We start from the raw sequence: 20784 nt of genomic DNA on the forward strand, positions 1-20784 counted from the left end.
GTGCGGGCCGCCCAGGGTATTTGCTCCTATACAGTGCGAGAAAGCATAGTAGTTATTAAAGAATATTCATGCATTTCCCTCCCCGCATATATCGTTTTCGCAATCGCATCAGCCGGCGGACCTTCCTGGAGGCCTGCGCCGTGGGCGCGTTGGGCACGGTCGGCTTCGGCGCGGGGCTGGCCGCATCGTTCAACGCCTTCGCCTCCAACGGCACTCTGGCGTCCGCCTCCAGCATGACCGATCAGCAGCGGGAGTTCCTGTCCAGTGAAGGGCGGCGCTACTGTGGGCTGACCCTGCACATCATCACCGAGGACACGCCGCCCAGCCGCGCCTGTCGGGAGATAGCCGTGCGGGAGTTCGCCGCGCTCACCGGCATCGACGTGGACTGGGAGCTGGCTCCGCTCAGGCGCGTTCTGGCCAAGACGCTGCAGGACGTGAACAGCAAGGCGGGGCGGTACGACATCTACTACGTGGACCACTCCTGGCTGGCCACCATGAGCCCGCATGTCCATTCCCCGGAGCCGTTGCTGCAGAACCCGGAGATCGCCTATCCCGACTTCGATTTTCCGGATTTTCTCGAAGCGCTCGTGGACAAGGTTGCCTCCCATGGCGGTCGGCTCATGGGCCTGCCGTACGATATCCCCATTTTGATCATGGCCTACCGCCGCGACGTGCTGGACTCGCTGGGCCTGGCGCCGCCGCGCACCTTGGACGAGTATCAGCACGTGGTGCAGGCCGTGCAGGAGGCCAGAGCGCCCGAGATGTACGGCTCTGTGGGACAGTGGAAGGCCGGGCATTACTCCCTGGTCTGCGCCATGAGCTCCTGGCTGTGGGGCCATGGGGGTTCGTTCTTCAAAAGTGACGGCTGGCCGGGATTTCTGGACGATCAGGCCGCATCGGCCATGCGCTACATGCTGGAGCTGGGCAAGTACATGCCGCCGGGCGCTACGGCGTGGGACTGGGACGGCCAGGGGCGGAGCTTTGCCCAGGGCGGCGCGGCAGTGGCCATTGTCTGGAGCGAGCAGTTTCCGCTGTTTGACGACCCGGCGCGTTCGTCCGTGGTCGGCCTGGTGGAGCCGTCGCCGTGTCCGCAGGCCCTGGCGCTACGGCCGTCTTCGGAAACCTCTTTCGGCGAGACGCCGGGCGTCTCCCACCAGGGCGGCAGCTGCCTGGCTCTTTCGAGCTACAGCAAGAACATCACGCCGGCGTGGATGTTCATGCAGTGGGTGACAAGCAGGGACGTAAGCGTCCGCGCGAGCCTGCTGGGCGGCGGGGCCAGCCTGATGCGCCGGAGCTGCTACGAGGATCCGCGCATCATGGCCCAGAAGCGGGTGGGGCCGGGAACCACCAGGCATCTCGACGTGACCCTGGACGCCATCACGCACAATATGGGCACGGAGCCGCACCTGAGCGGCTGGGATCAGCTTGTCGTGAACGGATTCGGTGTTGAGCTGGGGCGGATGGTGACAGGGCAGCAGGGAGTGAAGGAGACCCTGCGCGCCATGCAGAGCGCTGCGGGCAACCATGTGAGAAACCTGAGGCCTGCCGTATGAGCCGGTTCGGTGGGGAACACGCGGCCAGGAACCGGGACGATGCGGCGCAGGAGAAGTCCGGCTCGTTCTTCCTCGGCTCCATGCGCACGAAGCTGCTCGCGGCGTTTCTGGTCGTGGCTCTGAGCCCGCTGCTCGTCTTCGCCTATATCAACCACCGTTCCACGCTGGACGCGCTCAAGGAGTCGGCCTACCGCTCCCTGTCCGCTGCGGCGTCGCAAACCGTGTCCCGGCTCTCGGGTTTTGTGGCTGCCAACATCGAGATCATCGGTGCCGAGGCGCGGTTGCCTGCGCTGGCCGACTACCTGCTCCTGCCGGATCAACTCCAGGCCAACAGGTCGATACGCGACAATCAGCGCGAGATTCTGCATTCCTTTGCCGAGAAGAACCCGGTGTTCATCCACTCCTACGGCCTGTTGAACTCGCAGGGCGTCGTGGTCGCGGATACGCGCCACGAAAAGGAGGGCTGGAGCGAGGCGCGGCAGGGTTACTTTGAAGAGGCCATGAACTCCGGCCTGCCGTGCGTCTCCGAGGTGGATGTGGTGCCGGAGTATCGCCAGGCGTTCATTCATTTCGCCAGCCCGGTGCTGGACAGAAACGGCCGCACCCTCGGCGTCTTGCGCTCCACGTACAGCATCGCCGTGCTTCAGCAAATGCTGGCCCTGGATCTTGGCATTGCCGGCGACTACTCGGCCCCGCTGCTGGTGGACGCCAAGGGCCGCATCCTCGCCTTTGGCCGGCTCTCCCACTCCAGCCTGAGCAGGTATCTGCTGCAGCCTGTTTCTACACTGGCTCCCGGAGCGGAGGGCCGTACCGAGAGCCATCTGACCATGGCCGTGAAGGCGTCCGAGGACACGCCGCAGACCTTCACCACCCATCTGCAGCTGGGGGACCAGGGCCCGGAAGCCGTGGCCATGGGCGTGCTGTCCAGCATGGGCTGGCGCGTGTTTTTCCTGCAGCCGGAGGGCGTGTTCCTGGCTCCGGCACACAGGCAGGGGCAGTGGCTCGCCGGTCTGGCAGCGGCCATATCGCTGCTTGCCATCTTCGCGGCCGCCATATCCTCGCGTATCTTCACCCGACCCATCACCAGGCTGACCGAGGCGACCCGGCGCGTGGCCAAGGGCGATCTGCGCGGCCGGGCGCCTGTCTACTCCAACGACGAGATAGGCTCGCTGGCGCGTTCCTTCAACGCCATGACCGCGGAGCTGGAGCGGCGCATCGAGACGGAGAACACTCTTTCGGACATCTCGCGCGAGTTCATCAACGTGCCGGCCAACGCCACGGCCGAGGCGCTGCGCTGGGCCCTGATGCGTCTGGCGTCGTTCCTGGGCCTGGATATCGGCATGATCCTCCAGACCACGGAGGCCTCCGCCAACGGCGGCCGCGCCTTCAAGCTCTCCCACGCCTGGCGGTCGCCCCTCTTTGTGGAAACTAAGGGCTCCTGCCTCGCACGGGGATGCGCCCTGGCCTGGCTGGATCAGCGCCTGCGCGAGCAGAGCTCGTTCCACATCCAGGACATCACCTTGCTGCCGCCGGAGGCCGACTGCGAGCGGGAAGCCTTTACCGACGAGGGCGTGCGCTCCCTGGCCGTGCTCCCGTTCTCCTATGGCGGCGAGTTCCGGGGCATGCTCTGCCTGGCCTCGTCCAAGGTGCGGGAGGAGAGCTTCACCGAGGAGGAGCTGCGGCTCATCCGGCTGGTGAGCGAGATCTTCGGCACCACGCTGGAGCGGCACGACTCCCAGGAAGCGCTGCGCCAGAGCGAGGAGCGCTACGCCCTGGCCCAGAAGGCCGCGAACATCGGCAGCTGGGAGTGGGACATCACCACGGGCAGGCTCTATTGGTCCGACGCGCTGGAGCCGCTGTTCGGCTACGAGGTGGGCGAGTTCCAGGGCACGTACAAGGCGTTCCTCGACATGGTTCCCCCGGAGGACCGCAAGATGGTGCTCGACGCCGTGGGCGCGTCCTTTCGCCGCGGCGCGTCGTACAACGTGGAGCACCGCATCATGCGCAAGGACGGCGGGGAGCGTTGGGTGGCCGAGGCCGGCGAGGTGGTTCTGGACGCCGAGGGCCGGCCCCAGCGCATGCGCGGTATTTTGCAGGACATCACCGAGCGCAAGTGGGCCGAGGACGTGCTCTCGCGCCTGAACAAGCGGCTGGAGCAGCTTGTGGAGGTGCGCACCAAGGACCTGGAGAACAAGGCGCACGAGCTGGAGCTGGCCAACAAGCGGCTCATGGCCCTGGACGAGATGAAGTCAACCTTCCTCACCTCCGTGTCCCACGAGCTTCGCACGCCGCTGACCTCGGTGCTCGGCTTCACCCGGATCATCATGCGCGACTTCAAGCGCATTTTTCTGCCCATGGCCGTGCAGTGCAGCGAGACGGTCCAGAAGCGCTCCTACCGTATCCTGGAGAACCTGGAGATCATCGCCAGCGAAGGCGACCGACTCACCAGGATGGTCAACGACGTGCTCGATCTGTCCAAGATCGAGTCCGGCCGCATGGAATGGCGCGACAGGGACGTGGATTTCGGAAAAATCATCGAGCAGTCCGTGCGCTCCGTGGGTGGGCAGCTCCGCGGGAACAGCGATATCTCACTGCGCATGCAGATTGCCGAGGACCTGCCCAAGGTCCACATGGACCCGGACCGGCTCTCCCAGCTTTTGGTGAATATCGTGGGCAACGCCGTGAAGTTTACGGAGCAGGGCGAGGTGCTGGTCCAGGCGTGCTCGCCCGTGGAAGGGGCCGTGCAGGTTCGGGTGACGGACTCCGGCCCGGGCATCGAGCGCGACGAGCTGAGCAAGATCTTCGACAAGTTCCACCAGGCGGCGCGGCGCGACACCATGGACGACAAGCCGCCGGGAACAGGCCTCGGCCTTGCCATCTGCCAGCAGATCGTCGACTATTACGGCGGCATTCTCTGGGTCGAATCGGAGCTCGGCAAGGGCTCCACCTTTGTGTTCGAGCTGCCGGTGCGCAACGCGCAGGACGGCTACGGAGCCGATCCCCAGCCGGCCTGGGGCAAGAGCGTGACAGGTTGGGACATGGCGTAATGCCGCTGCCCCCCCGGATTGCTTGGGGATTGTTCGAGCACGCATATTTTCCGGAACCCCAGCCGGCCTCCACGCCTCCGGCCCATCGGCGCGGCGGGTGGACGGCCCTTTTCCAAAATCAAGGAGCGTTGGCTAAAATGGATATAACCTACACCCCTATCGGGATTCTGCACACGCCGTTCACTACGCCGCAAGGCATGCCCATACAGCCCAAGGGGGCGCGCGGCGTGCGCGGCGAGCTGGAGCTCGATCCCAAGTTCGAGGCCGGTCTCGTGGATATCGACGGCTTCTCCCACCTCATCCTGCTCTACCATTTCCATGCAGCCGGCGAGACCAGGCTGACCGTCACGCCGTATCTGGACACCGCCTCCCACGGCGTGTTCGCCACGCGCGCTCCGGCGCGGCCCAACTCGCTGGGCCTGTCCGTGGTCAAGCTGGTGGGCGTGCGCGGCTCCGTGCTGGAGCTGGAGGACGTGGACGTGCTGGATGGCACGCCGGTGCTGGACGTGAAGCCCTACGTGCCGGCCTTTGACACGCCGGTGAGCGAGGTGCGCTCCGGCTGGCTGGAAGAGAAGGGAAGCGATGCGGGCGACGCCCGCGCGGACAAGCGCTTTCACGAGGCGTCCGGACCGTCCGGGGCATCTGGCGCCTCGGAGTAGCGATGCGACTGCAGCTGGACATTCGCAAGCAACTGCCCAGCCGCGGCCGTGTCTTCGAGCTGCGCAGCCGGTTTTCCACAGCCGACCGCCACGTGGTGCTGTTCGGGCCGTCCGGGTCTGGCAAATCCCTGACCCTCAACGCCCTGGCCGGGCTGCTCACGCCGGACTCCGGAACCATCGCCGTGGACGGCGTGACCTTTTTCGACGCGTCCAGGGGCGTTGATCTGCCCGCGCGGGAACGCCACGTGGGCTACGTGTTCCAGGACTACGCGCTCTTCCCGCACCTCTCGGTCCGGCACAACGTGGCCTTTGGCCTGAAAAAGCTGGGCCGGCGGCTGGGCAAAGCGCACGCCGGGCAGGTGGAGGAAATGCTCTCCCTGCTGGGACTGGCCGGCATAGCAGGCAACATGCCGGCCGAAATATCCGGCGGACAGCGCCAGCGCACCGCCCTGGCCCGCGCCCTGGTCACCAAGCCGGGCCTGCTGCTCCTGGACGAGCCGTTCTCCGCCCTGGACGAGCCCCTGCGCAAGGCCATGCGGCAGGAGGTGCTGCGGATTCTGGAATACTTCGACATGCCCCTGGTGCTGGTCACGCATGACCCGGCCGACGTCTCCATGTTCGGCAGCACCGTGGTCATGGCCAAGGACGGCAGGGTGGAGGAAACCGTGACCCTGGCCGAGCTGGAAGCGCGCGGCGCAAGCCTGCAGGAAGCACTGGCCGCATGGTTCTAAACGTCATCGCACCAATGCTTTTTCGCTTGCTGGCGGCGTGAGGCTCGCCCCGTCCGAGGGCTCTGCCCTCGGGCACCCGCCAGGGAGCTCAGCTCCCTGGACCCATATATTGGGGTCCGGGGACCAGTGGTCCCCGGCAGGGGGTGCTGGGGGACAGCGTCACCCAGCCCGCCGGAGGCGTCTTTGCTCCGGCCGCCGGAAGCTCTCGGGCTACATTTCCACGCAGCGTTGTGCAGGCAGGCCGGACTGCGCCGGGTGCTTGATCTCGCGCATTTCGGTGATGAGGTCGGCGCGTTCGGCCAGCCAGTCCGGCAGGCCGCGGCCGGTGAGCACGATGTGCGGCGGGTTGGCCCGCTTGTCCTGGATGGTTCCTGAAAGCGCCAGCAGCTCCTCCACTTCCTCGCGGGTCACCAGGTCGGAGCCCAGGGCGTAGAGAATCTCGTCGAGCACGATGAGGTCCACGGGCCGCCGGCGCGCCAGGCCGGTGCCTTCCTGCGCCGGCGTGGGCGGCAGGAGCCGCTCCCTGGCCCATTGCAGAACGGCCTTGGCCGCCTCGCGGTGCTTGGGGTAGTCGGCCGGGTCGCGGTAGAAGCCCAGGCCGCCGGCGAGGAAATCGTGCCCCAGCTCGGTTTCCAGAAAGCGCTGCTCGCCCGCGGCGTCCGGCCGCTTGAGAAACTGTCCGAACGCCACGGCAAAGCCGCCGCCGATGGCGCGCACGGCCTGGCCTATGCCGGCCGTGGTCTTGCCTTTACCTTCTCCAGTGTAAACGATGATCATCCGGCGTACCGATCCTCCAGGGCGTTCATGGCAACGCCGTGCACGGGCCGCCCGCACTCCGAGCACTTGGAAAGATCCGCCTTGACGACCTGGAAGCCCTCGCGGCGGATGGCCACGGCGTTGCACCCCGGGCAGTAGGTATTGTTGCCGGGGTGGCCGGGCACGTTGCCTACATAGACATAGTAGAGACCGGCCTTCTTGCCAATATCGTAGGCCATCTCCAGCGTCTTGGTGGGGGTGGAGTCCCGGTCCATGAGCTTGTAGGTGGGGTGGAAGCGGGAGATGTGCCAGGGCACTTCCAGGCCCAGATTTCCGGCGATGAACTCCGCCAGCCGGGTGAGCTCGGCTGGGTTGTCGTTGGCGCCGGGAATGACCAGGGTCGTGACCTCCAACCACCAGTCGCTTTTGGCGATGCGCTTCAGGTTGTTCTTCACCGGTGTCAGCTTGGCGCCGCAGTACTGCTGGTAGAAATCATCGGTAAAGCCCTTGAGGTCGATGTTGGCCGCGTCGATGTGCGGGCCGAGCTCGTCCAGACATTGCGGGCTCATGAAGCCGTTGGACACGAGCACGTTTTTCAGACCGCGTTCGTGCGCCAGCTTGGCCGTGGGCAGGACCAGCTCGAAAAAGATGGTGGGCTCGGAGTAGGTGTAGGCGATGGAGTGCGCGCCGTAGCGCTTGGCCGCCTCCACGATCTGCTCCGGCGCAAACCGCTCGCCGCGCACCTCCTGCCCTTGCTTGGGCGGAAAGGAGAGGGAGTAGTTCTGGCAGAATGAGCACGCCAGGTTGCACCCCATAGTGCCTACGGAAAAGCTGGTGGTACCGGGGTAGAAATGATAGAGCGGCTTCTTCTCGATGGGGTCCAGGTTGGCCGCGGCCACGCGGTCGGCCACCAGGGTGAAGAGATCGCCGTCTTTGTTTACGCGGACGCCGCATTTGCCGCGCTCATCTGGTTCGATGTGGCAGAAGTGGCTGCACAGCTGGCACAGGACGGCGTTGTCGTCCTGCCGCTTCCACAAAAGGGCTGGTTGCACCTTGGGTTCCTCCTAGCGTCTGATCCTGGGGACCCGCACCTCCGGGACGATGAGCATGGGCGGTTCCTGGCTGTTCTCCTCTTCTTCCTGAGGCTGTGGCCGGACCTGGATGACGTTGTCCTGACCGGGACCGCTCTCCATGATCATGGAGTCGGAGCCGGAGAAGGTACCCATGTAGTTGTCGCGCCGGGGCGCTTCCTGCGTGCCGTTCTGCGGAAACGCCGGGCCGGCTGTGAGCAGGCAGAGAGCCGCCAGGACAAATGGAATTGTGACGATGGTTCGCATTGCGAGTGTCTCCTTGAGACGATACAATCTTATTCGTACAATACGTCCGGGCGGCGGGGATGAAAACCCTCCCGGTAACAAAATACCCAAAACCTTTCCGTATTAGCATTTAAATGGAGCAACAAGCATGCCGGAGCGCGCTAAATCATATGCCGAAGCGGGCGTCAGCCTCGAACGCGCGGAATCCCTCGTTTCTCGGATCAAATCTCTCGTAGCGGATACTCACACCAAGGGCGTGGTCTCTGATATCGGCGGGTTCGGCGGGCTGTTCCGCCCGGACTTCGGTGAGTTCAAGAACCCTCTGCTCGTGGCCTCCACCGACGGCGTGGGCACCAAGCTCAGGCTCGCCTTTGCCTTCAACCGCCACGCCACCGTGGGGGTCGATCTCGTGGCCATGAGCGTCAACGACGTGCTGGTGCATGGCGCCAACCCACTGTTCTTCCTTGACTACTTCGCCACCGGCAGGCTCGACGTCCAGGTGGCCGAGTCGGTCATCGCCGGCGTGGCCGCCGGCTGCAAGGAGGCGGGCTGCGCCCTGCTGGGCGGCGAGAGCGCCGAGATGCCGGACATGTATCCCGATGGCGAGTACGACCTGGCCGGCTTCTGCGTGGGCATGACGGACGACTCCAACATCGTGGACGGCTCCTCCATCCGCGTGGGCGACGCGGTTATCGGCCTTGCCTCTTCCGGCATCCACTCCAACGGCTACTCCCTGGTGCGCAAGGTCTTCGAGAAGTCCGGCGCCAAGCCGCACGACACCTTCCCGGGCGAGGACGCCAGCTTTGACGAGGTGCTGCTGCGGCCCACGGCCATCTACGTCCGGCCCATCCTCAACCTGCTGCGCGACTTCGAGGTCCGCGGCATGGCCCACATCACCGGCGGCGGTTTCTACGAGAACATTCCCCGCGTGCTGCCGCGCGGCGTGCAGGTGAACATCCAGTACGGCTCCTGGGACATCGCCCCGGTCTTCACCTGGCTGCAGGAGGTGGGCGAGATTCCGTGGCACGAGATGCTCAACATCTTCAACTGCGGCATCGGCTACATCTGCATCGTGGACAAGGATGCGCAGGAAGACGTGCTGTCGCGCCTCTCCGCCCTGGGCCAGAAGGCCTACTCCATCGGCACCGTGGAAAAGCGCGCCGAAGACGACTCCCCGCAGGTGGTGGTGCAGAACCTGCCGTCCTGACCGGCACCGGATTGACAGTTCGCATGCAAGCGGACGGGGGGATGCGCCTTCCGTCCGCTTTTTTTGGTGGCCGGGATGTGCGGCGGCAACCCTCTGGGCTGTTTCCCGAACAGCCTACGCGGTCCGCTCGCCCGAACAGTTCACCCGGATCGCTCACCCGGACGGCAGCTTTCTACCGCAGACCAATCGAGCCGCCGGCAGTACGCATACTCTTTGATTCGTCAGATGATCCTGCATTTGTCCGGAAAATCCGGATGCAATGGCATGGATTTCGCTACGCTCCCTGCAGTTTCGGCTTGCCCGTATGGTCCGGATACTGTGAAGGAGAGACGTTATGCTGTTGCAGTGCCCCGTATGCGATGCGCAAACCAGCGTACCGCGACAACTGGAAGGAACAGGCCTGGAGTGCCCGAGCTGCGGCGCCAAGGGCTACGCCGGTCGTCGTCCCGGCAAATCTGACAGCCTGAATCCATTTATCGACAGAGATCCGCTGGAAGATACCGCCTTGGGCGAGTTTCTGGACACCATTGCCGAGGAGCTTGCACGCGGCGGCGAGTCGGGAGAGCTCCTGGACGGTCTTGAGCACAAGATGGAGTTCTACGACCTGCCTGGCCAGTTGCCGTACGAGGAAATGCTGTACGAAGAGACGCGCGCCTCCGTCAAAACTCCGGCGGAGCCTTCCGGCTTCAGGGGCGAGCACTCTGGCTCAGCACGCGAATACGGGGAGGAAGAAAAGGCCGCGGACGAGGAGTTGCGCACGGCGAGCTTCATGTGCGCATGCGGCTTTACGGTCGAAGTGGCCGAGCGTTTCCGCGGCAAGCGGGGCTGCTGCCCGCGCTGTGGCGAGTACGCCGTGGTGGGCGAGCTGCCCGGCGACGATACGGCAGTCGAAGCCCTGCGCCAGAGCCGGGAGCACCGCCAGGCCGAGGCCGGTCCCGAGCCTATGACACAGAGCCGGCGCGGCCGTACTGCGCCGCTGGCATCGCCGCTGCCGCGGGTCGATTTCTCCAAGTACCGCAAGTACCCGCGGGTGGAAGCCATGGGGTTGACGGCAGAGCTCGATGGCGGCGCTGTCCGCGCCGTGGTGGGTAACTTCAGCGTCTCCGGCCTGGGGCTGGAGCCCTGCGACGATGGCTCCCTGCAGCCCGGCATGAACGTGTACGTCCGGCTGGTCGCCAAGGGCAGCGGCCCGGGCGTGCCGCCGGCAGAGCTGTTGAAGGGTCTGGGCGTGCTGCAGGCGCGCGTTGTCCGCGTGGACGTCGGTGGAGTCGGCCTGGCCTTCGAGAACCTGAGCAGCCCGGTGCGCCGGAAGCTGGCCGCCCTGGTGGCCCGGCTGGCCAGATGCTGCAACGAGGCGCGGATCTGCTCCATGCAGGAGGCCCAGGGATTCTAGCGCTTCAGAAAAAACAAGTCTCCATGGCTGACAGCGCCGCACCCATCACGATGCGGCGTAACAATCCGCCATTCCTAGCACAATCACAGGGTGCCGGGAGATGATGCACCGAAGGGCGTGTCATTCTTCTGGCGTGCCATCCTTCTGACGTGTCGTTCTTCTGACACGTGGTCTCGACGTGTGTTCGCTTCTGGCGTCGGGTCAGGACTCGTCTGGTTCTTTGCCCTTCGGCTCCGCGGCGTCCAAATCGTCTTCGGCCGCCTCGTCATCCTTCCGGACAGGCCTGTTGCGCACGTCCGGGTTGAAGTAGCCGAGCTCCAGCCAGGGGCAGCGCTTCTTCAATCGCTTGCGGAAGTTGATGAATCCCATGCTGGGGCCCAGCCCGCCCGTTTCCTCCAGCGCCTCGTGCGCCACGCCCACGTACAGCTCCGGATCGATGTTCAGGTTGCGCATCTGGATGAGGTCCACGTGGTTTTGCTCCACCAGATCGCCCAGGGCCTCGTACTCGTCCTCGGTATCGCTCACCCCCGGGAAGAACAGGAAGTTCAGGGAGATGAAGAGGCCATGCTTGCGCGCGCGGGCTATGGACTCCTTCACGTCGTCCAGGGTGTAACCGCGGGGGCGGTAGTAGGCGTGGTACAGTGCCGGGCGGACGCTGTTCATGCTCACGCGGATGGAGTCGATGCCGGCCTCGGCCAGCTTGTCCACGGCGTCCGGCAGGCTGCCGTTGGAGTTCACATTCACGGTGCCCACGCCGCCAGCTTCGCGATAGCGACGCACGGCCTCGGCAATGATGTCGGCCTCGGTCAGCGGCTCGCCCTCGCAGCCCTGGCCAAAGGAGTGGATGGGCTTCTTGGCGCGGCTGTCGTGGTGCTGCATGATCTGCAGAATCTCGTCCGGCGTGGGGGTGAAGTCCAGCCTGTTCTGGGTGGCCGGGAAGCCGGAGGCCTCGTCCTGCAGCGAGATGCAGCCAATGCAGCGGGCGTTGCAGCGGCGCGAGGTGGGCAAGGGAGCCTCGAACCGGCCGATGGCCAGGTTGCGCGCCGCCGGGCAGCAGCTTTCCAGGGCGCAGCCGGCCAGGTGTCGCACCAGCCGGTTGTCCGGATACTTCTTCATCAACGCCTGCGCGCCCTGCACAATGCGGTGGTCCGGGATGTTGGCGAACTCCTGCCGGCGGTCCGTGTCCACCTGCTTGGCCGCCACGTAAAAGCGGCCGTTGGCGTAACCCACGGCGGCGTACGAGAACATGGGCAGGACCTGCGGCGGTTCTTCGTCCTCCATGTAGGCCCAGGCCGCAACGCCCGTGACGGTGTATCCGGGACAGACGAACGCGGCCACGGCTGTCTCGTCCATGGCCTCCATTCCTTCATCCGGATCGTATCCCAGAGCATGCCGTCCAGGCAGTAGATAAAGCCGGCTTTCCTCCGGCAACGGCGTCAATTCATCCGGCCGCGGCAGAGTAAACTCGCCGCCGCGACGGCACAGCATCAGCAGATCCGGATGGTCGTAGATGTTACCTTTCGCGTCCGCAAAGACGAGCTTGGGCTGTATTCGTTTGGAAGCCATTTTCCTTTGCTTTCTATTTACTTTATGTTAAAGGGCTTAGAGAGTTGAATGGACCTTCGGGACATTATCCCGAACTTCCTTCCACCCCACCGGAAGAGAGCCCATGGATTTTTCCGCTCTACTCGCACAAGGCGATGTCATTGTTCTGGTATTCCTGTTGCTGTGTTTCGTCGCACTGCTGCTCATTTTCTACATAACATACCGCGCGTTGAGCAACCTCCGTCAGGAGTTGCAGTCGCAGCTCGATGTAGCGTCGGCCCGATTGGATCGGCTGGAGCGTGAGCTCTCGCCGCAGGCCGAGGCTGCAGGGCATGGCGACACCGGGCGGTTCCAGTCGCTGGATGAGCTGCTTGGCGAAGACACGCCGGAGTACCACACAGTTCCTCCCGAGGAAACAGCGCCGAAGCAGGGTCCGGTGCTGGAACCGGCAATCGGCGAAGACGCCGCGCCTTCAGAGGGCGAATCTTCACGCCGAAGTCCCATGGGCAAGGCAGAGCTGGCCGCCCTGGAGGCGGCAGCGCTGTCCGGACAGCTGCGTGAAGGCATATTCGGCCCCCGTGTGGAGAGCCCGGCCGTCTGGGACGAGGAGGACGATGACGTGCCCTCCGGCCCGGCGCGCACCGCGGCCGAGGATGAAAACGGCTGGGAGGATGTGGACCTTTCCGAGGCCTCCATTGTCTTTGATGAAACGGATCGTGGCGAAGAAGAGCAGGAAGCCGACTACTGGGCGCGGGAGCCTGAAAGCGAGACCGCCGGGGGCGATGATGCGCTGCTCGACCTGAGCAAGGAAGAAGACGAGATCCAGGTGGAGGACGAAGGCGAGGAGCCGGATGTTCTCGACATGGACGACGAAGAGCTGTTCGACTCCATGGAGAAAGGCGCCGAGGCCCCTGATGAAGAGCCGGCCGTTGCCGGGGATATTGCGTTCGATGAGGAACCCGGCGAGGTTTCCCTGGACGAGGAACTGATTCTGGAGGGAGCCGAAAGCGCGGAATCCGCCGGGCTGGAGATCGAGGAGAAGCCCCTTGACTCCGGAATCGCCTTTGACGACGAGCTCGATTTTGAAGAGGTCGAGGAACCGGCAACCGGCATGGAGCCTCTGGACGAAGAGCTGTCCCTGGACGAGGAGCTTGTCTTTGACGAGACCGAGGCTGCGGAGTCAGAGGCCGAGGCCGCTGAAGCCGGTCCGGCGGTATCCAGGGAAGGGTTCGTACTGGGCGACGACCTGACCTTTGAAGATGCCGCGACGCCGGTCGCCGAGGACGAGAGCCTGGATGCAGAACTTTCCCTGGACGAAGAGCTTGTACTGGACGAGCTGGAGCCTGCGGCTGAGGCCGAGGCGGTTCCGGAACAGGCCGAGGGCGAGCTGTTGCTCGGTGAGGAGCTGCTGCTTGGCGAAGAGCTGGCCTTCGAGGAGGTTGAGGAGCCTGGGGAGCCAGGCGCTGCGGAAGGGCCCGTCGCCGAAGCAGAGAGCCTGGACGAAGAGATTTCCCTGGATGAAGAGCTTGCGCTCGACGAGCTGGAGCCTGCGGCTGAGGCCGAGGCGGTTCCGGAACAGGCCGAGGGCGAGCTGTTGTTTGGTGAGGTGCTTCTGCTTGGCGAAGAGCTGGCCTTCGAGGAGGTTGAGGAGCCTGGGGAGCCAGGCGCTGCGGAAGAGCCCGTCGCCGAGGCCGAGAGCCTGGATGCAGAAATTTCCCTGGATGCAGAACTTTCCCTGGATGAAGAGCTTGCGCTCGACGAGCTGGAGCCTGCGGCTGAGGCCGAGGCGGTTCCGGAACAGGCCGAGGGCGAGCTGTTGCTCGGTGAGGAGCTTCTGCTTGGCGAAGAGCTGACCTTCGAGGAGATCGAAGAACCTGGGGAGCCAGAAAAGGCTGAAGCCGAGGCCGCTGCGCAGGAGCCGGACGAGGAGCTGTTGCTCGGCGAAGAGCTGGTGTTCGAGCCGGTGGAAACACCGGAATCCGAGGCCGTTGCCGAAGAACCGGCCGAGCCCGCGGCGGATGAGGCCGGCATCGCCAGCGACCAGGCGCTTCTTTTTGAGGAGCCGGAGGCTGCGGAGCCCGAAGCCGTGCAGGGTGACCAGGAGCCGGATGAAGATCTCGTCTTTGACCAGTTGGGCGGCAATATTCTTGCGAAGCCCATGGAGGCGGAGATTGAGGCCGAGGCCGAGACCGCGATGCCCGAGCCGGAGACCGACGAGGCGGAGCACGAGGAGGCGTCCCTGGCCGGAGGCATGCTGCTTCTGGACGAGGAGGCCGCCGCAGAGGCGGAGCCCACGGTAGAGCCCACAACCGAGCCCGCGGCAGATGCCGGCGCGAAAGGGCTGTCCCCCTTTGATCTGGGCGACGACTACGAGTTCGACAACCCCAGCGAGACCATGATTCTGCTCGACGAGAACGTGGGCCCCATGCGTAGCGCCTTTATCGAGGAGAGCGCTGACGAAGAGGATTCGCTTGGCGGCAACGAGCTCTTTGAGCAGCTTGAGCGTGAGACCGGCGACGAGGACGAGTTCGAGGCGTTCCGGGCCTCCTGGACCGAGCAGGATGGGGAAACGCCGTTCTTCCTTGACGACGAGGATGCCGATACTGCCGAGCCTTCTGCCGGCGGCGCTGAGATGGGAGGCGCCGCGGCAAAGCTGGGGGCGCAGCCCTCCGCCTTTGAGCAGTCCGTGCTGGACGAGATGGTGCCGGAGCCGGCTCCGGAAGATCTTGATCTTGATGTGGAGATGGCGCTCAACGAGACGTTCCTTGAAGAGGACCTCAAATATCTCGAAGGGATGGTTTCCGACACAGAGCCCGACGCAGCCGGCGAGGCTGCTCCGACTGTGGACCTGGAGCCGGAGCTGCTGGACGAGCCGGCCGCGGAGCCTGGGCAGCAGGCACCAGAGGAACCGGCAGACGAGTCGGTGTTCGAGTCGGCCTCCGGTCTGTTCGGCGGCGGCGCCATCGGTTTTGACGACGATGCCGTGGATCTCGGCGGCGAAGGTGCAATTCTGGACGACGAGGTCATGGACCTGGAGCCGGAGCTGCTGGACGAGCCGGCCGCGGAGCCAGGGCAGCAGGCACCAGAGGAACCGGCAGACGAGTCGGTGTTCGAGTCGGCCTCCGGTCTGTTCGGCGGCGGAGCCATCGGTTTTGACGACGATGCCGTGGAGCTTGGCGGCGAAGGTGCAATTCTGGACGACGAGGTCATGGACCTGGAGCCGGAATTGCTGGACGAGTCGGCCGCGGAGCCAGGGCAGCAGGCACCAGAGGAACCGGCAGACGAATCGGTGTTCGAGTCGGCCTCCGGTCTGTTCGGCGGCGGAGCCATCGGTTTTGACGACGATGCCGTGGAGCTTGGCGGCGAAGGTGCGATTCTGGACGACGAGGTCATGGACCTGGGCGACAGCGAGATGGTTTTCGATGATGAGGACGTGGACACGGCGGCCGGCGACGATGTTGTGGACGAGGACCTTGTTTTCGACAACATCAGCAAGCTGGGTGGCCGCGAGGCGTCGCCTTCCGCCGGATCGTTCGGCATGGGGCAGCCAACAGCAGCCCCTGGAGATATTGACGATATTGCAGCCATCGACGTGGACGAGGACATCGCCGAGGTCGATGAGTCCGGAGAGTCCGAACCTATGCCGGGGCCGTTCACGTCCAGCGTGACGGACGACGGTCTGAACGAGTCGATCACAGACTTTCTGCTCGACGACTCATCCTCTGAGCTTGCGCAGGAATCCACCGATGACGATGTCGAGGACCTGGACGATTTTCTGCTCGGCGGCCTGGCGCCCGGTATCAAGGCCGGGGAGGCTTCCGAGAAGAAGGGCCTGGAGTTCGAGGAGTTCGTGCTGGAGGATGTGACCAAGAGCTTCGAGGAAGCGCGGGGCAAGGACGCCGGCCATGTGTATGATGACGACGAGATCTTTTTCGAAGACGAGCCGGAGGAGATCGCCGCGACCAGAACCAAGACGGTGTTCGAGGCCAAGATAGAGCCTTTGCGGGCAGGCGAGAAGGAGCCCGACGCGGCCGACGCGGATGATGATTCGATGATCGAGTTGGACGAAGACCTGGCTGCGCTGGAAGATCTGCTGGACCAGAGCAAGAACAAACCCGGCACTTAGTCTGCCGGCGGCGGCCGGTACGCATGAACGTAAAAAAGGGCGCCCCCATCCGGAGGCGCCCTTTGTATTGCGGGCTGCGTCTGCAGCGGTGATTCCTAGTAGTTCGAGATGGAGAGGGAACCGTCGTCGCCAGAGTTCATATTGATCGGGCGTCGTGGCGTGGCCTGGGTGGCGTTGCCCTCCTCGGTCGGGGCGCCGGCCTGCTGGATGCGGATGGACCAATCACCCTGCGCGAGAACCTGCAGCGAGTAAGGGCCTTCCTCCTTCACATCAAGCCGCTTGGAGCCGGTGCTGTAGGTGAGCTGCTCGAAGAGGAACTCCAGGGGCTTGCCGTCCTTGTTCAGCAGCTGCACGGTGATGGGATCGGTGGGCGTGTAGCGCAGGGCGAAACGCGCGGAGCCCTTGACCAGATTGAACTGGACAGTGGAACACTCGCCGCTGCCGGAGATCTCGCGGCCGTGCAGCGTACCCTCAATGCTGGAGCAGGCGTTCCGCTCCTGCAACTGGTCCGGAGCCTGGGGCTCCTCCTCGCCGGGGGGGCCGGGCTCGGGCTCTTCTCCAGGAGGCGTCTGGGGCTCGACCCCGCCTTCTTCGCTAAACTCGAAGCTGAAGGAGCCGGGATCGGCCGTGTAGCGGCCGTAGCTGGCGGTAACCGGCTTGCGCTCGCCCGGGCTCATGTTGCCGAGATTCAGCCTGGTAGACCACAAGGGGGCGCCGCTTTCCTGGCCGATGGCGGTAATGGTGACGCGGACGTTGCGGCGGGATACGTCCCTGGTGTTGACGAAGAAGCCTGTCAGGTCGCGGTCCTGCGTGAGCTCGAAGCCCTCATAACGAAAGCCGCCGCCAGCATCGCCGCTGAAGGCGGCAGAGGCCGAACCTGCCGAGAAGCACAGCAGCAGGGCGGTTGCGATAGCCAGAACGGATGGTCCGAGACGGGTCGTCATGGTGGTCCCTCGTTGCGGTCTTGCAGCGCCTGGGGCGCAGCGGACGGTTCTGGACGGGCCGCGCTCCGTGCGGCATCCGTATGTCAAAGCGGCTCCCGTCTGCGGGAGCGATGCCGGTTCAGCGCATCATGTCCTTGCTTTCGAAGTATCCGTAGCTGTCGAAGGTCAGGACCATGTTCTTGTGGGAAGCGAAAACAGCTCCGGTGTTCCAGGTGCAGCTCATGCCGCCGTCCATGTACTGCTGGCATGCCTGGGGCTCGCCGTACTCTTTCACGGCGTCGTCGTAGGAATAGCTGCCCACTCGGGTGGTCCAGTCGGTACCGTCGGAGAACCAGCCGCAACCGGCAAGCAGGGCGGCGGCAAGCAGGAGGCACGGAAGAAGGCGGCGCATGGAGACTCCTTAATTATAACGCAGGCCGGCTTTGCGTTTGCAGTATGTATTGATTCGCCGGGCGTCGTTGTTGTCCAAGGCCTTGGGCATGTACTTTGTCACGCACTGGATACGCTTTTTCGTCCATTGGGAGCAGCGTGTAAGTCCGGGGTCGTAGGAGCACAGACATGCGGTGCTCAATGCGTTGCGCGCAAGCCTTGGTTGTTCGGTGAAGGTGTAGTTGTCGATGCACTGGTTCACGTCGTTGGTGTATGCGCCGGCAATGGACGGGCAAAGCAGCATGGCGGAAAAGGCCGCCGCAAGGACGAGGGCACGCGCACCCGAGTTGCGGGAACGCCGAATAGCGAGCATGCAGGCCTCCCAAGTAGTGGTCGGATTCCTCACAACCTTCGACATCGCTGGCAAAATAACAGGATGAACGTGCTCGTGTCCAGCTAAGGAATGCCTACCGCTTCATATTCACGAACTGCAGGGGCACGCCGAAGTCCTGGTCCTTGAGCAACTGTATGACCTCCTGCAGGTCGTCGATCTTTTTGCCGGTAACACGCACCTGCTCGTCCTGGATGGCAGGCTGCACCTTGAGCTTGGTGGCCTTGATGGCCTTGACGATGGCCTGGGCCTTGGATTTCTCGATGCCTTCCTGAATCACGGCTTCCTGGCGCAGACGCCCGCCGGACGCGGCCTCGGGCTCTTTGTACTCCAGGCTCTTGGGGTCCACACTGCGGCGCACCAGGTGGGCGACGAGCATGTCCTTGAGCGCTTTCAGCTTCATGTCGTCGCCGGTTTCCAGCACCAGCTTCTTGTCTTTGCGGTTCAAGTTGATAGTGGTCTCCACGCCGCGGAAGTCATAGCGGGTGGCCACCTCTTTTGTGGTGTTGTTTATGGCGTTATCCACTTCCTGCATATCAACAGTGCTGACAACATCCATGGAGGGCATGGGCAGCTCCTTTGCGTTATTACTGAAAGCAGAAAAATACTTGTATTTTCGCTTTCCAGTTATAAGAACGGCCACGCCCAGGCGGGGCCGCGCGGCGAATGCCGCGGGAGCACGAAGTTACTAACTTTGTGCTCCGAGTGATATTTCAAGTAGTTGTAGGAATATCTTGTCCGGGTAGCAACGGCGGCATGGGCAGGTCAAGCCCCTCGGCCACCCCGCGCAGAACAAAGCCCTGCGCCGTTGAAACAAAGCCGTCGGCAAGAATGACGGCAGCGGCCGCTTTCAGCAACTCCTTTTTGCAGGATGGCCGCAGATGCTCCAGCCTGTTGAGGGCCGTATCCAGCTCCTTCAGGCCGGTCAGCTCCCGCGGCAGCAGGCTGATGGCCGAGAGGTCCAGGCAATCCGCGCCCCGGGCAAAGGCGTGCTCGGCCGCGGCGCGGCGTTCATCAGGGTCCTGGATGCGCCGGCCGGCGTGGGCCAGGCATGAGAGCATGGTCTCCACGTGGCGGATGACTGGGGCGAAACCCTCGATGTACATGGGCACGTCGCGGCTGGCATTGAAGAACGGGGCAATGCGCCGGAGCAGCATGCGGTGGATCATCCACTCTGAAAGGTCCAGGCGGCGGTCGGCCTTGATGAGGGTATCCACGACCTCCTTGAACACGGCGTAGCGTTCCTGGGGCATGCGCCGGAGCGCCGGTATGGCCATGTCCAGCAGGAGCTGGCGCAGGGCGGGATGTCTGAGCCCCTCGGCCTCGAACAATGCCGCGGACTGGTCGATGCAGCGGATGTCCGTGAGCTGGAGCAGGTCGTCGAGCTGGCCGGAGCGGATATTCTCGTCGTGGGAAAGAAGCAGGGCAAAGACGAGACAACGGGCCGCCTCCGGGTTGCGCGTGGCGCTGATGAGGCTGTCCGGAGTCTTGGCGATGAGCTGCCGGGCGTACTCCAGGCAGCCGGTCTCCAGCGCGCCGACCCCGTCTGCTATGGCGTCCGGCTCCGCAGAGCTCTCCACCCGGCACTGCTCGGCCGCGCCAACGGCATGCGCTCCGAGCACGAACCCCTCCTCCAGGGTCATCAGCCCCGGCACCTCCCGCCTGCTGGCCATGGCCAGGGTGCGGCGGGTCTCCTCGTCCACAACGGGGAAGGAGCCGTCCCAGCCGGGATCGATGCGCCGGATGCGCTCGTTCAGGGGCGGATGCGTGGAGAACAACCGGCGGAAGAGCGCGCCGCGCACCTGCCCGATGAACAGGTGGCTGACCTCCTCGGCGTTGCTGCTTTCCAGCTGGGAGCCGATGGCCCAGCCGCCCATCTTCTTGAGCGCGCCGATGATGCCGGCCGGGTTGCGCGTGAACTGCACGGCCGAGGCGTCGGCCAGATACTCTCGTTGGCGGCAGATGGAGGCCTTGAGCAGGCTGCCCACCAGGGTGCCGGCGGAGCCAACCACCATGAGGGCCAGACCGCCCAGTACGCCGGGCAGGAAGGAGTGGCCGCTGCGCAGGCCGCGGGCCATGACAACGCCGTAGCCCATGGAGCGCAGGAGCATGCGCCGTCCGGCCAGGCCGATGACGGTGACGCCGTGGATAAGGCCCACGAGGCGGATGTTGAGCCGCATGTCGCCATAGAGGACGTGGGAGAGCTCGTGCGCGATCACGCCCTGGATCTCGTCACGGTCCAGCAGCTCGGCCGCGCCCTTGGTGATGCCGATCACGGCGGTCTGCGGCCGGTAGCCGGCGGCAAAGGCGTTGATGCCTTCCTCACGCTCCAGAATGTAGACCGGCGGGGCGGGAATGCCCGCGGCTATGGACGTTTCCTCCACCACGTTGAGCACCTTGCGGTAGGTGGGGTCGGTGGTGTCCACGGGAATGAGCGAGCCGCCCAGAAGCCGGGCCAGGGCGTCGCCCCCGCCGCGGCGCAGGATGCGGATGCGGTCCAGGGAAAGGCCGGTGATGAAGCCGCCGGTGAGCACGGCGGTGAGGATCATGATCTGGTTGAAGTCCCGCGCCAGCCAGGAGTCGCCAAGCGAGGGAAAGGTGCCCAGGATAATGACGATGACAGCGGCCACGATCAGGCAGGTCATGGCTACGATGCCGAAGCCGGCAAGCACGAAGTAGAAGATCAGGCTGCCGGAGTTCCTGCGGGCCTGCTCCTGCCTGGCGAAAAAGTCCATGGAGGTCGTCAT

Annotated in this window: 16 protein-coding genes; 7 read left to right on the forward strand and 9 right to left on the reverse strand. The window is 64.5% G+C overall.

Translation table 11 applies throughout. The features are described from left to right. Positions 1-68 precede the first annotated feature (68 nt). The 4 genes from E8L03_RS19940 to E8L03_RS19955 all read left to right on the forward strand — a co-directional run bounded on the left by E8L03_RS19940 (position 69) and on the right by E8L03_RS19955 (position 5990). Positions 69-1553: an ABC transporter substrate-binding protein gene (locus tag E8L03_RS19940; RefSeq protein WP_144306855.1), complete on the forward strand. Its 1485-nt coding sequence runs from the start codon at positions 69-71 to the stop codon at positions 1551-1553. Continuing rightward, on the forward strand, positions 1550-4600 hold the full coding sequence (locus E8L03_RS19945; protein WP_171268307.1) for an ATP-binding protein: 3051 nt from the start codon (positions 1550-1552) through the stop codon (positions 4598-4600). The genes E8L03_RS19940 and E8L03_RS19945 overlap by 4 nt, the downstream gene beginning before the upstream one ends. 137 nt (positions 4601-4737) lie before the next feature. Beyond that, positions 4738-5259: a tRNA (N6-threonylcarbamoyladenosine(37)-N6)-methyltransferase TrmO gene (gene tsaA / locus E8L03_RS19950; RefSeq protein WP_144306853.1), complete on the forward strand. Its 522-nt coding sequence runs from the start codon at positions 4738-4740 to the stop codon at positions 5257-5259. Positions 5260-5261: 2 nt separating this feature from the next. Next, entirely contained in the window at positions 5262-5990 is a 729-nt protein-coding gene (locus tag E8L03_RS19955; RefSeq protein WP_171268308.1) for an ABC transporter ATP-binding protein, read from the forward strand. Between the two features lie 210 nt (positions 5991-6200). Here E8L03_RS19955 and E8L03_RS19960 read toward each other — a convergent pair whose 3' ends face one another. The 3 genes from E8L03_RS19960 to E8L03_RS19970 are packed head-to-tail and all read right to left on the reverse strand — an operon-like array spanning position 6201 to position 8083. After that, positions 6201-6767, reverse strand: coding sequence for a cob(I)yrinic acid a,c-diamide adenosyltransferase (locus E8L03_RS19960; protein ID WP_144306851.1), 567 nt, complete (start codon positions 6765-6767; stop codon positions 6201-6203). Further along, positions 6764-7798 (reverse strand): AmmeMemoRadiSam system radical SAM enzyme, encoded by a 1035-nt coding sequence (gene amrS / locus E8L03_RS19965; RefSeq protein ID WP_144306850.1) that lies wholly within the window; start codon positions 7796-7798, stop codon positions 6764-6766. Before amrS ends, E8L03_RS19960 begins: the two co-directional genes overlap by 4 nt. 12 nt (positions 7799-7810) lie before the next feature. Further along, the gene (locus E8L03_RS19970) at positions 7811-8083 is read right to left on the reverse strand and encodes a hypothetical protein (protein WP_144306849.1); all 273 of its coding nucleotides are present in this window, start codon (positions 8081-8083) and stop codon (positions 7811-7813) included. 127 nt (positions 8084-8210) lie between these two features. Here E8L03_RS19970 and purM point away from each other — a divergent pair, with 127 nt between their 5' ends. Both purM and E8L03_RS19980 read left to right on the forward strand, forming a co-directional pair. Further along, positions 8211-9269: a phosphoribosylformylglycinamidine cyclo-ligase gene (gene purM, locus E8L03_RS19975; RefSeq protein ID WP_144306848.1), complete on the forward strand. Its 1059-nt coding sequence runs from the start codon at positions 8211-8213 to the stop codon at positions 9267-9269. 334 nt (positions 9270-9603) lie between these two features. Beyond that, positions 9604-10662, forward strand: coding sequence for a PilZ domain-containing protein (locus E8L03_RS19980; RefSeq protein WP_144306847.1), 1059 nt, complete (start codon positions 9604-9606; stop codon positions 10660-10662). A gap of 201 nt (positions 10663-10863) precedes the next feature. Here E8L03_RS19980 and E8L03_RS19985 read toward each other — a convergent pair whose 3' ends face one another. Next, positions 10864-12228 carry a radical SAM family protein gene (locus E8L03_RS19985; protein WP_171268309.1) on the reverse strand — a complete coding sequence of 455 codons (1365 nt, stop codon included), beginning with the start codon at positions 12226-12228 and terminating at the stop codon, positions 10864-10866. Positions 12229-12331: 103 nt separating this feature from the next. Here E8L03_RS19985 and E8L03_RS19990 point away from each other — a divergent pair, with 103 nt between their 5' ends. Further along, positions 12332-16333, forward strand: a complete 4002-nt coding sequence (locus E8L03_RS19990; protein WP_171268310.1) for a hypothetical protein — start codon at positions 12332-12334, stop codon at positions 16331-16333. A 95-nt stretch (positions 16334-16428) separates the two neighbouring features. On the opposite strand, the gene E8L03_RS19995 is transcribed toward E8L03_RS19990, so the two are convergent. From E8L03_RS19995 to E8L03_RS20015, 5 genes are all read right to left on the reverse strand, one after another. Then, complete coding sequence (locus E8L03_RS19995; RefSeq protein WP_144306737.1) at positions 16429-17277, reverse strand: hypothetical protein; 849 nt, start codon at positions 17275-17277, stop codon at positions 16429-16431. A 118-nt stretch (positions 17278-17395) separates the two neighbouring features. Then, positions 17396-17668 (reverse strand): hypothetical protein, encoded by a 273-nt coding sequence (locus tag E8L03_RS20000; RefSeq protein WP_144306736.1) that lies wholly within the window; start codon positions 17666-17668, stop codon positions 17396-17398. Between the two features lie 9 nt (positions 17669-17677). Next, positions 17678-18019 carry a hypothetical protein gene (locus tag E8L03_RS20005; protein WP_144306735.1) on the reverse strand — a complete coding sequence of 114 codons (342 nt, stop codon included), beginning with the start codon at positions 18017-18019 and terminating at the stop codon, positions 17678-17680. A gap of 94 nt (positions 18020-18113) precedes the next feature. Continuing rightward, a complete protein-coding gene (locus tag E8L03_RS20010) occupies positions 18114-18605 on the reverse strand; it encodes a YajQ family cyclic di-GMP-binding protein (RefSeq protein WP_144306734.1) in 492 nt (163 codons plus the stop codon). Positions 18606-18750: 145 nt separating this feature from the next. Then, a complete protein-coding gene (locus E8L03_RS20015; protein WP_171268311.1) occupies positions 18751-20784 on the reverse strand; it encodes a M48 family metallopeptidase in 2034 nt (677 codons plus the stop codon).

This window comes from Oceanidesulfovibrio marinus (assembly GCF_013085545.1).
Taxonomy (GTDB): Bacteria; Desulfobacterota; Desulfovibrionia; order Desulfovibrionales; family Desulfovibrionaceae; genus Oceanidesulfovibrio; species Oceanidesulfovibrio marinus.